The organism is Bacillus sp. FSL L8-0099, from assembly GCF_038006385.1.
GTDB lineage: Bacteria > Bacillota > Bacilli > Bacillales > Bacillaceae_G > Bacillus_A > Bacillus_A toyonensis.
Map to the genome: position 1 here is coordinate 1,788,608 of NZ_JBBOVC010000001.1, position 14,452 is coordinate 1,803,059.

General features: G+C 34.4%; 8 protein-coding genes and 2 pseudogenes. 5 read left to right on the top strand and 5 right to left on the bottom strand.

From position 1 onward, the window contains the following. The first annotated feature begins 202 nt into the window (after positions 1–202). Positions 203–1,687 carry a WD40/YVTN/BNR-like repeat-containing protein gene (locus MHH42_RS09300; protein WP_098129643.1) on the top strand — a complete coding sequence of 495 codons (1,485 nt, stop codon included), beginning with the start codon at positions 203–205 and terminating at the stop codon, positions 1,685–1,687. Between the two features lie 629 nt (positions 1,688–2,316). Here MHH42_RS09300 and MHH42_RS09305 read toward each other — a convergent pair. Next, positions 2,317–3,747, bottom strand: a complete 1,431-nt coding sequence (locus MHH42_RS09305) for an IS4 family transposase (RefSeq protein ID WP_139138377.1) — start codon at positions 3,745–3,747, stop codon at positions 2,317–2,319. Between the two features lie 344 nt (positions 3,748–4,091). After that, positions 4,092–4,702: pseudogene (locus MHH42_RS09310) on the bottom strand (tyrosine-type recombinase/integrase); the annotation flags it as partial. Between the two features lie 557 nt (positions 4,703–5,259). Here MHH42_RS09310 and MHH42_RS09315 point away from each other — a divergent pair. The 3 genes and pseudogenes from MHH42_RS09315 to MHH42_RS09325 all read left to right on the top strand — a co-directional run. Continuing rightward, complete coding sequence (locus tag MHH42_RS09315; RefSeq protein ID WP_000716622.1) at positions 5,260–6,426, top strand: serine hydrolase domain-containing protein; 1,167 nt, start codon at positions 5,260–5,262, stop codon at positions 6,424–6,426. A gap of 568 nt (positions 6,427–6,994) precedes the next feature. Continuing rightward, the gene (locus MHH42_RS09320; RefSeq protein ID WP_141554670.1) at positions 6,995–8,527 is read left to right on the top strand and encodes an alpha/beta hydrolase; all 1,533 of its coding nucleotides are present in this window, start codon (positions 6,995–6,997) and stop codon (positions 8,525–8,527) included. 1 nt (position 8,528) lies between these two features. Then, positions 8,529–8,681 (top strand): annotated as a pseudogene (locus MHH42_RS09325) (IS4 family transposase); the annotation flags it as partial. Positions 8,682–9,010: 329 nt separating this feature from the next. Here MHH42_RS09325 and MHH42_RS09330 read toward each other — a convergent pair. From MHH42_RS09330 to MHH42_RS09340, 3 genes are all read right to left on the bottom strand, one after another. After that, the gene (locus MHH42_RS09330) at positions 9,011–10,798 is read right to left on the bottom strand and encodes a helix-turn-helix transcriptional regulator (RefSeq protein WP_052943492.1); all 1,788 of its coding nucleotides are present in this window, start codon (positions 10,796–10,798) and stop codon (positions 9,011–9,013) included. 113 nt (positions 10,799–10,911) lie between these two features. After that, positions 10,912–11,490 (bottom strand): sensor domain-containing protein, encoded by a 579-nt coding sequence (locus MHH42_RS09335; protein WP_098129644.1) that lies wholly within the window; start codon positions 11,488–11,490, stop codon positions 10,912–10,914. 204 nt (positions 11,491–11,694) lie between these two features. Further along, complete coding sequence (locus MHH42_RS09340; protein ID WP_371399357.1) at positions 11,695–13,017, bottom strand: erythromycin esterase family protein; 1,323 nt, start codon at positions 13,015–13,017, stop codon at positions 11,695–11,697. Positions 13,018–13,397: 380 nt separating this feature from the next. On the opposite strand from MHH42_RS09340, the gene MHH42_RS09345 reads away from it, so the two are divergent. Beyond that, the gene (locus MHH42_RS09345; protein ID WP_000600478.1) at positions 13,398–14,282 is read left to right on the top strand and encodes a CPBP family intramembrane glutamic endopeptidase; all 885 of its coding nucleotides are present in this window, start codon (positions 13,398–13,400) and stop codon (positions 14,280–14,282) included. The last annotated feature ends 170 nt before the right edge of the window (positions 14,283–14,452 follow it).

Sequence of the window (14,452 nt, forward strand, 5' to 3'; positions counted from 1 at the left end):
TATTTAGCTCTCAAATGAAGCAACTTTAGTATTCACTCAAAAGTCCATTGTCTATGAAACAACTAAATTTTTAAACGGCTTTAATAGACATCTGCCATTTACATAGACGGATGTCTATTGTATTTTTGGCGGCAAGATTAAATAGCTTTTTTGTTACTTTACAATAAAGTATACTTAATATCAGTAATTCATGTAATTAGGAGTGATTTCTATATTTAAGGAAAATGCAAAAAGGATACTTCTGTCATTAGTAACAAATCCAATACTAATAATTGTATACGGGATTTTTTGTTATGAGTTAGCCTTATACTGTAAGTACGGAAGGATGAATTATAATATTTATATTTTGTTATTATGTATAGTACTTTTTATATCCATGACTACATTTACTACAATCCGGGTAATAAAAAATAGAGAATATGAAACTAAAAAATTAACTAATTCAATAGCATGGAGATCCATTTCTATTATCATTATTGTTGCAATTACATCATTTTATGGGATGCAGATTTATAAAAGTGCAATAAATTACAATGGCAAATTGGCATGGTTTGTAGAAAAGTTAAAACATGAAAGGTCAGTTAAACTTAAACATAATAATATATATAAATCTGGAGTAGAAGGTATTTTTGAAGATATAAATAAAAAATATCCTTTGCCAAAGAAATTGTATATGGCAACTGATTTTGATCTTACATTTCATTCAGATGGAACAATTACAGCGTTTGATACATTTGTTTATGGGAAAAATGTTGATGGGAAAGAAGAAACTTATTTAATCTCTTATAATGAGAAGAAATCAGAAGATATTACTATAATACGAGACGGATACGCAAAGCCTGATTATAATGATGATAAATTAGTAGAACCTTTAATTAAAACGGTTAAGGCGATTCCAGTTAAGCAAACGGTCAAAAAATGGAATGAAAGTAAGTATGGGTTGATTTATTATGGAAAAAGAAATTGGGGATCCAATACAGAGGGAATTATTAATATTACTAAGGATGGTAAGGGGCAGAGTCTTAAAGAAGCAGCTTCTGATATCATTGGATATACTGTATCTATATTTGTCCCTGGAAAAGAGAAAGAGCTAGTCCCTGCTAGATATAATTTAATAAGTGACGCAAGTTGGAGTAAATCAAAGACGCCTCCAAAAGAAGATAGGCTTAAAGAGAAGGAACAACAAGATTTAAAGAATGAAAAAGAACAGTTTTTCCTATCGAAAGAAGTTGGTTATAAACTAAATATGACAGATAAAGCATTAGGGAGCGCCTTTTATTCATTAAGCAGGACTAGTGATGAAGGGGAAACATGGGAGGTTATTAATCCAGACCCATTTAATAGGGGGATTGGTAGTGTATCAGGAATCACTTTTATAAATGATAAACTTGGTTTTTTAGGAGCAGTTAGACCTTCTGGTAATGAGGGAGAGTTATATCGCACAGATGATGGGGGGGTATCTTTTAAAAAGGTAGAATATCCGCCGCATGAAGTGAAATTAGATTATACACAGTCCGCAATAAGTCCTTTTGATTCTCCTAGTATGCCATATGAGAAAGATGGGGTTTTTAATATGTTAGTTGGACAAGGGGCAGATGGAGACTACAATGGCGATAGTAGTGCACTTTATCAATCAAAAGATAACGGAGAGACATGGGAATTTGTAGAAGAAGTGAAAAAGAAATAGTCAGAATGTTCTTTTGAAAAATAAGGTAACTACTCAGCTATACATTTTATTTAGAAGTTTGGTAAGGAGTATAATTCCAGCGATGAAGATAAAAATGGACCTACACCTCGCTGCCTTTCTTTGTTTTAAAGCTTGCGCGTGGCAGGAATAGGCACTGACTGCCTCTATGCATGGCCAGTCCCTCTCGCCCATTTAAAAAGATGCTTTTCTGGCTTTTTTCATAGAGGGGCTGAGTAGTTACTAAAAGTAAATAATTTAAATCGAACCATAAGCTTGCCGGCAAATTTATGGTTCGATTTTTTTTAGGGCAAAGATATCGTTCTAAACGGGTATCACCACATCGCTATCAACTTAAAAGAGTGAACACCAAAAAAATGAAAAAAGAGCTGACTTTTGATGAGTTTATTTCTGTAAATCTAAAAAATTTTAGTTTAAACTTTCTTGTTTAAATAGTTTGGAGTTTCATGTCTTTCTACAACAGATGGGGGAAGGGGTTAATCCCCACATCCATCAACTTAAGGTATATTTTTATACACAATACGGTCTTTCCATATAGTTTTTTATTATCTTTTATAGATTTTATAAAAGTAGGCATATCAAATAAACCCTGATGGGCTTCAATTTTTTTACTATGCTATCTGATGAGTAGAAGTGGTATACTCATACACAACACCCAAAATATCAAAGACTGTCTTTTTCTCGTATCGATGAGATTTTCGTCCGTTGTGCTGTAGGAGGTTAAACAGACGAAGGAGAACCTTTGATAGCTCTTGGGTGTTTTTGTGTAATGCTTGGTGAAAAAGTGAAAAATAATCTTTAATTATGTACATCGCTTTATATTCACTTAGCTCTTTCTGTTTCTTACGCAACAGGAGTTCTCTCATTTTAAACATTGTAGAAGAACATAATAGGATGCTAATGAGTTGTCCATAAAGATGACATTCTAATCGCTCTTGTTTAATAGATTTACAACGATGAATTTGAAACCAGGATTTCCATATCTTAAATAACAGTTCTATTTGCCAACGTAGTGAGTATAAATCATAGATTTTCTCTTTTGGTACCCATTCCGTAGGAATGTTTGTCATATATACCGTAATTCCTTGTAGAAGTTTCGTACGCTCTGTATATGTAATTCCTTTTTTCTTTTCACGAATAGCTCGATCACGTAGGCGTTTTTGTTTTTGCTCCTCCGTACATTTATAAACCACAATGCGAGTAGGTAATTTGTCTTTGCTCCCTACATATACATCATGTAATTCATACACTTGGCCAGGTTGTAACTGGTTCATGATTTCTTCCAAATGAATTTGTATATATACCGGCCTCAGTTGAGCGGGTTTTGTTTTAAATACGACTGTTTCGAACTCTTTTCTATATATCTTAGTTGGTAACTTAAGACGTGATAAATAGTATCCTTGCCTATCTTGAATAGACTTAAAGTCTTGTAAACGAAAATATCCTAGATCACGAATATATAGTTCATTCTTTTGTGCCATATCTGTTCGAGTCGCACCATACGCTTGATCACTTCGTTTCCCTGGTTCAATTTTCACATCAGAAAATTCTCCACTCAACAGGTCATACTCTAGTTGAATTTTTACACCAGCTCTATGACTACATCCTCCGGCACCAGGATAAGTAGATGCAAATCGATCCGGCACTTGAAATGTTGTAGAGTCAAGGATAAGAATACGCTCAAAGTGAGCAGAAAGAGCATGAGAAATCTTAGATAATCCTCCAATTTTCGCTTGTAGAAGTGTAGTAAATACAGTTCGAAAGAAGGATACAGAAGCCGAGTTAAATCGCCGATTAAGTCCCTCAGGACTTAATAAAACTCCTGTTGAAGTTTCTAATTGACTACAAAGTTGAGTAAGAGAGGTAGTAGCGATTTGTTGATTTAACCAGACACACAAAGATAAAAAATGGTGCCCATGGCACTTGCGTTTTCGTTTCATTCCGCCTGCTTCTATAGCTAATTGATTAAGTGTAGCGGGAGACATATATCGATATAACTCTTCAGCAAATAAAGACAACTCTTGTTTTTGATGAATATTCATAAAAAGCACGTCACCCTTTCTCATTAACATAAGAGAATAGTAACGTGCTTTTAACTTCAAGAATAGTCTAAATCCTTAAGTTGATGGATGTGGGGTTAATCCCCATTTTCCCGAGTTTACGTTAAATTCACATTTAACGTAAACAACAATTGTAGGAATCTAAAATTTTCATTTATCTAATCTAACAAGAGACCGTTTTTATATACTAATTAAAGTAGAATTTTAACTATGTATTTTTTATATAATAAAATTAAATATGTAATGAATAATGCATGACATTTTAAACCACTACTCTAACAGAGAAAATAATGAAAGTTCAGCAAGTTTGCATTGCTGAACTTTTATTATTTATTTTTTCCTATTCTGCCTAAGCTATCTTTAATAGTTGTTTCTCCAAGCTGTGTGTATAATAAGGCCGTATCTTGGCTAGTATGCCCAAGTTGTTGCATCACTTGTAACGAATTTTTTTCTTCCATATATAATTTATTTGCCAATGTGTGTCTTAATTTATGAGGATACATTTTTTTCTATATTCCTTAGTATATTTTTCTACTATATCTTGGATAGCCCTAACGGAAAGAGGCTGTGCAGTATGTTTATACTTTGATAAAAACACATTTTTTAATTCTTTTCCTGGAACATATTTGTTATCTCTAATTTCCATATACTTTTCAAGGGCATTTAATGCAATTGGGGTAATCCATACAGAGTCTTCTTTGTTTCCTTTTCGTATTACATCAATTAGCCTTTCTTTTAAGTTTATATCTTCCATACGAAGATCGGCCAATTCACTTACACGAATACCACTACCAAGAAAAAAGGAAAGGATTGCTACATCACGATGTTCATCTCTTAGGAAATAGAATAACTGATGTTTTGTTAAAGATTTTTCATGCTCATACTTAACATAATTCAAAAATACTTAATCGTCATCATGATGAAATGTCTTATTTTTAGCGTGAAAGCTGTTATGAAAAATAATACATATAGATGATAAGGAATAATGTTAGAACATGTATAGGTAAGATATTGAATATTAAATAGTAATATGTATTTAAATTTATTTTTTGGAATAAAGAAACTTTTGTGCGCTGTCAAATTCCTATCAAATTAATACAACTAAATGTTATTAAAATAAAAAATAATCAATTATAAAAGTGATTTTGAACGTAAGGAATTTGTAAGGAAGAGGTAAGAAAAAAGAGATTTTCATTGTGTATGATTAAAATATAAAGAAGAGTGAGAGGAGAAAGACCATATATTTATATAGGGAAACAAATCAATTAATAAGACTTGTATGGAGGAAACGAGACATTACAAAAGTTAACATACATCTCAAACAAAGGATAGACTATTTTTTAGGTCAGAAAGCCGTTTGTAGAATAACGGATATAAGAGTGATTACAAATACAATGTCGTCCTTTTGCAGTTGGTTAAGAAGAAAGCTGTGTGATTAGTTCCAAACAGAAAATAAACATTTATACAATATGAATAGGGGAGAGGAATATTTTGATGAAAAAGCATCGTCAAATTACATTTACAGGTTTAGCCCTTTTAATAACTGGAGGTTCCCTGTTTTATACAATTCCAACCTCAAGTGTAAAAGCGGAGCTCACTCAAAATCTATCTAGTTCGTTACCAACAAGCAACCAAAGAGATCGAAATTCCGTCAAAGAGGCAATGCGGGATACATTGAAACTTGGATATCCAGGGATACTTGCTAAAACTTCTGAGGGCGGAAAAACATGGAGTTATGCAGCTGGGGTAGCGGATCTAAGTACCAAGAAACCAATGAAAACAGATTTTCGATTTCGAATTGGCAGCGTGACAAAGACGTTCACTGCAACAGTTATACTTCAATTAGCGGGAGAAAACCGCTTGAATCTAGACGATTCCATTGAAAAATGGTTGCCTGGTGTCATTCAAGGAAATGGATATGATGATAAACAGATTACTATCCGGCAATTATTGAACCACACAAGTGGTATTGCTAATTACACAACGTCAAAGGATTTTAATATCATGGATACAAAAAAATCTTATACTGCTGAAGAATTAGTAAAGATGGGAATATCCATGCCTCCAGATTTTGCTCCAGGAAAGAGCTGGTCGTATTCAAATACAGGATACGTATTACTAGGGATTATTATTGAAAAAGTAACTGGGAACAGCTATGCGGAAGAAATTGAAAATCGAATTATTGAACCACTTGAATTATCGAATACATTCTTACCCGGAAATTCAAGCGTTATTCCAGGAACCAAGCATGCCCGTGGATATATCCAATTAGACGGAGCAAGTGAGCCAAAAGATGTTACTTATTATAACCCAAGTATGGGGAGCTCGGCCGGAGATATGATTTCTACAGCTGATGATTTAAACAAATTCTTCACTTATTTACTTGGGGGCAAATTACTGAAAGAACAGCAACTAAAGCAAATGCTTACAACAGTCCCTACAGGAACAGATGAACTTGGCGATTCCGGGCTTGGAATTTTCAAAATGAAGCTTTCAAACGGTGTATCGATATGGGGGCATGGAGGAAGCATTCCTGGATTTTTAACTTTTGCTGGGGGCACACTTGGAGGCAAGCATACATTGGCCATCAATTTGAACAGCCTTAAAGCTGATAGTCCTGACCCTTTTAAAAATATTTTGTTTGCTGAATTTAGCAAGTAGATAAAAAGGAAAACGGATAAATTTTGTCATAGTTTTTATAGTTGAAAATATACTTTTCTGGTTCAAAAAACAATTTTTATGAAAAATATTTTGGGGTAAAGCAAGTTCTTAATTTGATGGACATTTGGTGGTACCCCATCGCTATCAAGCTAAGAAAACAAATTAACCCCAAAACAAAAAACCTTCACATTATATGTGATAGAAAAGGATAGATAAAGGCATTTTAGCCTTATCTATCCTTTTCTCTAATACAAATGATTACGTTTATTATTCAAAAGTAGGAATTTTTATTTTTATAAATCATAAAAATTTTAATTTGGATGCCGGTTTACCTGTATACCTTTGGTCGGCTACATGTGATTCAGCTTGGTCCTTCCATGCCACTCAAAAATCCAGTCAAAAAAAGAGGGAGAAGGCATTTTTTATTGAAGTTTGTTAATAGTAGCTTTTTAATTTGTTAGGGGGGATTGTAAAGTAGACTATTAATCTCTTTGATAATTTTAATTTTTCTTATAGTACAGGGCAAGCTGTATAAAAAAATTTAATTTCGAAAGGAGAATCAATAAATATGAGCACGAAAAGAAGGATAGGGAATAGGTTATTACTTGTTAGTGCAATTTGTACAATAGCTATTCCTTCAGTTTCATATGCGGAGGAAGTAATTTCACCTGAAAATTTTGTGAATGATTCAAGTTTGTATGAGGGACGGAATACGGATGTATTAAAATCAAGCTTATATCCTGGTACATATAAAAATCCGTTCAATCACCAATTTATTTCGACATTAAAGGAAACAAACAACAATATAAAAAAAATAGACAATCCTGAAAGTGAAAATCCTGTTATAGCTACTACCCTTTCATTTATCCGTTATATGGATACAGAAGACTATAAATCTGCAATTGATTTAACTTCTCGATCATTACAGAAAGTAATATCCGAAGAATGGCTGAAGAGTTATTGGAAGGAACTCCCTGCGCAATTACAAGCAGGTTCTTTTAAGGAGATTGGAGAGGTAACACAAAAAGAGACAAATTCTGTTCATACAAATGTAGAGATTAAATTAGTTTTTGAACAATTTACAGTACCTTTATTAATTAAGCTAGATCCATCTGGAAAAATAGATGATTTTCAACTTAGTATGTCGTTTAGTCCAGTTGCAGAGCGTCCGTCATATAGTAAGCCTGAATCCTTTGTTGATAAAGAAGTAGTGGTTGGAAGTGGTGCGTTTCCATTACCAGGAACATTGTCTGTTCCGAAGGGGAAGGGTCCTTTCCCTTCGGTTATTCTTGTTCAAGGATCTGGAGCAACCGATCAGGATGAAACAGCGTTTGCTTTAAAACCATTTCGTGATTTAGCTGAAGGTCTTGCCTCGAAAGGAATTGCTGTCCTTCGCTATAATAAACGAACTTATGAACATGGATTGAAAACACAATCCAGTCCTTTTTATACAGTGGATAAAGAGACAACAGATGATGCTCTTCTTGTGACTCATTTTCTTAAAAATGAATCTCTGATAGATAAGAATCAAATTTATATTCTTGGTCATAGTCAAGGTGGAATGATGCTTCCGAAAATGATTGAAAAAGACCAAAATCAAAATATTGCTGGGGCGATTGTGATGGGAGGACCAGCCCGTACGATTCAAGATGTTGTTTTAGATCAATTTGAGTATCTTTTTTCTATTGGAGCAATGAAACCGGATGAATATAAATTTTACAAATCGCAATTTGAATTATTAAATGATCCCAACTTCTCTAGTCAGAATCCTCCAAAAGGTTTTTATTTAGGATCAGCAGTATTTTGGGATTCTATTCGTAAAGTTAAAGCAGCAGAAATGTCAAAAGAACAAAAGACACCGCTTCTAATTATTCAAGGAGAAAGAGACTATCAAGTTCAATCAAAAATCGAAATTCCTCTATGGAAAGAGCAATTAAAAGAACGAGATAACGTTGATTATCGACTATATCCAAAGTTAAATCACTTCTTTACAGAAGGAGATGGAGAATTAAGTAAACCGGATGAATATTATAGTCCTGCTAATATCCCTGAGTATGTAATAAATGATATTGCTACTTGGGTGCAAGGAAGATCGAAATAAAATTAGCACCCTTCTTTGTGCCTCCGCCATGTTTCAAATACGCCAATTACTCCTCCAAAAGAAGAAACGAGAATGGAGCGAATATAAAGCGATTTATGTCATAAAAGAGTACTTGCTACTTATTTATTATTCTTTACAAAAAGAAGCCAAAGAATGAACAAAGATATTATTTCATCTCTTCAATCTCTAACATAAAAACAGATAAAGATCTTTAATAGGTATGAGAAGTATTGTTTGGCTTCTGGTGAAAAGACGTGAAACTAGTTTCGATATAGTAATAATAAAGATGCTTAATTTTGATATAGAATATAATAGCCTTACTACATATTGAATGTAGTAAGGCTATTTAAAGATTTGAAAACAGGATAAACTTATTCAAAATTGCCTACCAAAAATGATGGAAAATTAGATTTATAGTCTTATTTCTTACTGCATCTTGTAACTACAGCTTAGCTAGCTCTAAAGAAATAACAAACCGTTTTCTCATTCGATAATTCCAATTTCTAGAGCCTTCTGGACAGCTTCTTCCTTGTTACGTACTCCTAACTTTGTGTAAGCCGAGGAAGCATAGTTTCTGACCGTACCATTCGATAAATATAGCCTTGAAGCTATCGTATTGTATCGAAGTCCTTTTGCTACTAGTTGCAATATTTCTATCTCTCTGGCTGTTAGTTCATAAGCAGTTGCTTTTGATTGTGGTGTCTCGTTTTGCTCATCAAACTGCTCAAATATTTTGTGAGACATACCCTGATCAATCAGCGTCCCACCGCCATGAATAAGTCGGATCGTATTAGCTAGCTCTAACGTTTCAATGGATTTAAGTAAAAAACCATCCGCACCGTTACGAAGCGAGTCTAACGCCTGTTTCGTATCCTGAAACGTTGTAAAAATCAATACGCGGATATGTGGCCATTGTTGCTTAATTTTTTTTGTCGCTTCGACTCCATCCATTTGCTGCATATCTAAATCCATGAGTACAACGTGAGGTTGAAGGCGCCCACACAAGTCGATGGCTTGATCGCCATCTTCAGCCAAACCGACTATATTTATATCTTCATACCTGTCGAGTAGTGTACTCAAACTTTCCCGAACAAATGGCTGATCGTCGACAATTAACAAACGAATAAGTCCATCTTTTATTTCAGTTTGTCGCGGTATGGTACATGTAACAAGCATTCCTTCCTCTGGCTTTGTATATACAGACAATTGACCTTGCAAATTCATTGCCCGCTCTTTCATCGTATTCATACCGAAGCCTTCCTGCCATTCTACATTTCCCTTTCCATTATCTTGCACTTCTAATCTCGTATATTGTTGTTCAAACTGCAATGAAACTATTATTTCAGTCCCTTGACCATGACGTACCGCATTCGTAAGGGACTCTTGTAAACAACGAATGAATGCTATCTTCGCTTGTCGAGACAGTTGATATTCATCTCCGAATGTTCGGAAGCTTACATCCACCTGAGCGTGCTCCTGAAATTCAGCTCCAAGATTTTGTAGAGATTGAATCAAGGAAGGCGATTGACACTGAGGATCCATTTGATGTAGGTAACCTCTCACGTCCTCGATGCTTTTACGTCCCATTTCAAGCAGGGAATCTAGCCTCTGTACACCCATTTCGGTAGCAAGATCGGTTCGCAACGTTTCCATCCCCATAATAATGGAAGTATAGGCGTGACCTACTGTATCATGCAGCTCACTAGAGAGCCTGTTTCGTTCCTCGGCCAGTGTGATGCGTTCGATCTGAGACATATATTGCTCAAGTACCGCGTTTTGTTTACGAATTACTTCATTTTGTTTATGATTGATGATTAATAAATGGAAAGCGAATCCCATTACATAAGCGAATCCGTAGTAGGTGACCATAATCCAATAGCTATTACTTGGCGCAACTGCATAGAAAATCCCGGTTATTACAAAAACTGTTGTTGGAGCTGTCCAATAATAGGACAAATGCTTACTATTTGCTGCGATAAGAAACACCGATATAAGAAAAATATTGTAAGCTTCTGGAAATAAAGAGGTTAAATATATACATAGTCCACCATATAGCAATATTTCTGTGAATAAGTAATATTTGTAATTGAACAGTAAGGCCACCCATGGAATAGAGAAGGCAATAATTTCCCAAAGAATAATAATCCAAAGTGGTAATGTTAAACCATCCTGAAAATTTAATGTTGCTAGGATGGTAGACACACTAACAAGTAGACGGATTCCTAACATAATCCAATCATACCAAAACCAATATTTAACCATATCAAACAATTCATTTACCCCCTAAGTAGCCTTCTTTCTCATTTCCTATATTATAGAATAATCCTTCTTGCATTGTTATATTTTTAAGTTTAAACTGCCTACTATTCGTAGACTACAAATTTCTATCGATTTAGTTGTTGAATCATACTGCGTGTATAACCTCCAAACTTTTTCGTTAAACCATCTACTATTTTAAGACTTATGGCGGTAAACATTATACCCATAAACATTACAAGGAGTGACTTTGGAAAAGTATCTATCTGTATGAAAATAATATTCATATCGATGTATCGATACAATAGTGGTGCTAACAGGAACATAAGTGGCATTACATAAAAAATGATTGCACTAATGAGACTGAAAATACCAATCACAAATTTCTGCATTAACCAAAAGACAGCAGACCAAGTGCGGCGATCCGTAAGTCCTAATTTCACTTGAGCCCAGTCCGATGTATCCGTTGTTACACTTCTATCGTAAGAGTCTGTCGAAATATCAGTATAAATTTTCGTTTGTATGCGCTCGAATTGGATAAAGGGTGTGGTAGTTTGTAGTACACGTATAACTAGTGGAATCCCAACTACCGTAAATGAAAGGGTGAAACTGAATAGCAGAGCTATTAAGTAAAAACAAAAATAAAACAAACCTGTAATGAAAGTTAGTAATAAAAAATAACCATTCTGGATAAATCTTAATCTCATAAAGTGCATCGCTCCTATCTATGTAATAACCGCATCATACTGCTTTTTTTGTCAAACTCACTAGTGTAAAAATGTCATATGACATTTTTACATGATGATAAAAGGGGGGATTAGCCTATTCCTAGTTAAAAACAAGACGATTTTATTAATCCTCTACAAAACAATCCCGTTCTTAGATCTGCAAGAAGGGATTGTTTTGTACTCTTATTTAATATGAGATGGACTTGTTTTTCGGATATGAAAAATAATATCGAATTGCTCAAGCAATGAAGTATCAAAGTATAACGAACCGTCTGGGAGGAGTTGTCCCCCTATACTTAGTAATGGCCTTTTTGCTCTAACCCATTTCTCTGCGTGTCCTTTAAGGTGACGGTTATCTAATAAAAACATTTTATATGGTACTTTTCCGAGGGTGTAATTGAAACTTTTTACATTTTGTGGAATAGTATCTGTTGCAATCTTACCTCCGGTAGAAGGATTATATTCGCTGTATAAAGTGAAATTTCCCTCCGTAGTTGTACTACCAATTGTGACATAATTATTGTCTAAACGTTCCTTCAAAAACTGCCCCGCAGCATAAGGGTATAATTTCTCATCGATAATTCCTTTAGCCATATGAATATTGTGTGCCCATACTATAGTTTTACCACCAAATGTCTCTTGTGCCCACATTGCATGATCGGCCAAGTATTGCTCGTGTAGCTTTATTACATTTGGGTAGTCATTAGAAAGCAGCATTGTGGTAAATTTCTCTATTGCATTCGCTGTTGCTTTTACCCAGATGTACTCGGATGAACCTACATCTTTGTTTGTCTGTTCCTTCTCATCTTTTAGTAATTGGGCTACTTTCTCAGCGTTTGCCTTGAACTTTGCTTTCATTTCAGGAGCAAGATTCATATATTCCTGTATACTTCCAGTGAAAGAAGAAAGATCTTTATAGTTTTCTTCTACTTCTGCCCGCAAATCTGGTCGATGCTGCTTTACATAATCAATTACTTTATTAAAGACACTTTGGTCCATTGTTTTTAAGTCAAGTCCGATAAATTGGATTTTCTTTTTATTGGATGGATCAGCATTATAATCTTTCATCCACTCAATCATGGCAATAATTTCATCAGTAGGATATAACAATTTCAAAAACTCCCTAGGGTTTCCTTTTCCTGTTTGTATATATTCATTTAACTTTAATCCGTTTCCCCAATCTTCTTCCATTGTGAAATTTGTAAAACCCATCTCAGTAACCAAATATTTCACAAGTCGAAACTTCATAGTGAAAATTTCAGAGCTTCCATGAGTATTCTCTCCTAATCCTACATATTGTGCGCTCCCAATCATTTTCTTAAGTGGTTTTAAATCCTCAAATGGTTTTGACGGTTCTGTCGTTTTTAATGGATGCGCCTGTGATTGTATTGATTTAACGATATTTTTTTGGATTGATTGAGCTGAATCTTCAACTGCAACTGTTTGTGCTTTTCCTACTTCTCCACCTCCTGCGACTAATATAGCTGTACTAACCATTGCAACCATTCCACAATACCTCTTTTTTTTATTCATTTTTTTCACCTCAATTGAATTATTTTCAAAAGCAAGATTGATTCATGTACTTGCACGAATCAATTGCCGTAATTCAATTTTTATTTATTCCATATCATATTTTCTAGTTACATATTGTCACAAGATTATTTGACACAGGTCATAGGTTAAACATTACAGTTTCGTACTATCGGTTATGACAACTTATGAAGAATAATTACATGATTGAATCGTAAGTAAGGCTAGATTATGAATTTAAGAGGGGGGATTGATTAATCAATATGAAAAAACATCTTCATTCTGTGTTGTATTTCTCGAAATGACAGGAAGTTGATTAGATAAACAAATTAATAAAAGGGGAAGGACGGATTACAATGATATTACATGCAAAATCATTCCACAATATGGATAAAGTCCAACGTGCTAAAAAAGGACTGCAACTGTTTTTAAGTATTTTGTTCATTACTTCTATTCTTTTAAATGTAGTAATAATGATTACGAAAAGCATGCCGCTAATTGTGGTATATATGTTTACTCCTGCAATTTCTTCTATTCTAACTCGTATCATACTGCGAGAAGGCTTTAAAGATGTATCTTTTAGTCTAGATAACTTAAAGATATGGAAGGGGATTACTTTGGCCCTGATAATACCTATGATAATATGTGGAATTACATATTCGATTGCCTGGTTTAGCGGATTTGCGAGGTTTCAGCTCCCACAAGGTGGTATGCTAGAACCTATCTACAATATACTTGGACTTCAATATCTACCGATACCATTACGTTTCATTTTTATAGTAGTATTGAGCGGAATTTTAGGAAGCTTGCTTAACTTAATCCCAGTTATGGGAGAAGAGATGGGTTGGCGGGGTTATATGCTCACAAGGCTAGTCGATGCGGAATTTTCACGTCCAATCCTTATTAGTGGATTAATATGGGCAACATGGCATGTCCCAATTGTTATTGCTGGTCTATATGTAGAGGGAACATCTGTCTTTCTCTCTGTACTTGGCATCTATTTTTGTATTGTACCATTCAGTTATATTACAGCTTATTTACGACTTATCACAGGTAGTGTTTGGCCGTCGGTTATCATCCACACCACTTGGAATGCTATTATTCAAGGGCCTTTTGCACGTGCAACTACAGGATATCAATTAGAGATTTGGATTGGAGAAGCTGGCTTGATAACCGCTCTTATTATTTCGATTACTGCAATAATTGTGTATCGGATCATAAGGTTTACTAAACGTGTATAACTTTGAAATAAAAGTATGATATTTAAAAAATGTAATTTTGTTACTTTTAATTGAGCATTCACAGCATGGGATAGATTAGGAGAGTCCTCAACCCATATTTTAAAATCTTGAGTAAATGAATCCGTCTCGCTCCAAACATAATTATGTTTGGAGCAAGACGGATTCTTATA

Bases quoted from the DNA above. Each gene is read 5' to 3' on its own strand.
- MHH42_RS09305 (WP_139138377.1), bottom strand. From the start codon at position 3,747: ATGAATATTCATCAAAAACAAGAGTTGTCTTTATTTGCTGAAGAGTTA.
- MHH42_RS09315 (WP_000716622.1), top strand. From the start codon at position 5,260: ATGAAAAAGCATCGTCAAATTACATTTACAGGTTTAGCCCTTTTAATA.
- MHH42_RS09320 (WP_141554670.1), top strand. From the start codon at position 6,995: ATGAGCACGAAAAGAAGGATAGGGAATAGGTTATTACTTGTTAGTGCA.
- MHH42_RS09335 (WP_098129644.1), bottom strand. From the start codon at position 11,490: ATGAGATTAAGATTTATCCAGAATGGTTATTTTTTATTACTAACTTTC.
- MHH42_RS09340 (WP_371399357.1), bottom strand. From the start codon at position 13,017: ATGGTTGCAATGGTTAGTACAGCTATATTAGTCGCAGGAGGTGGAGAA.
- MHH42_RS09345 (WP_000600478.1), top strand. From the start codon at position 13,398: ATGATATTACATGCAAAATCATTCCACAATATGGATAAAGTCCAACGT.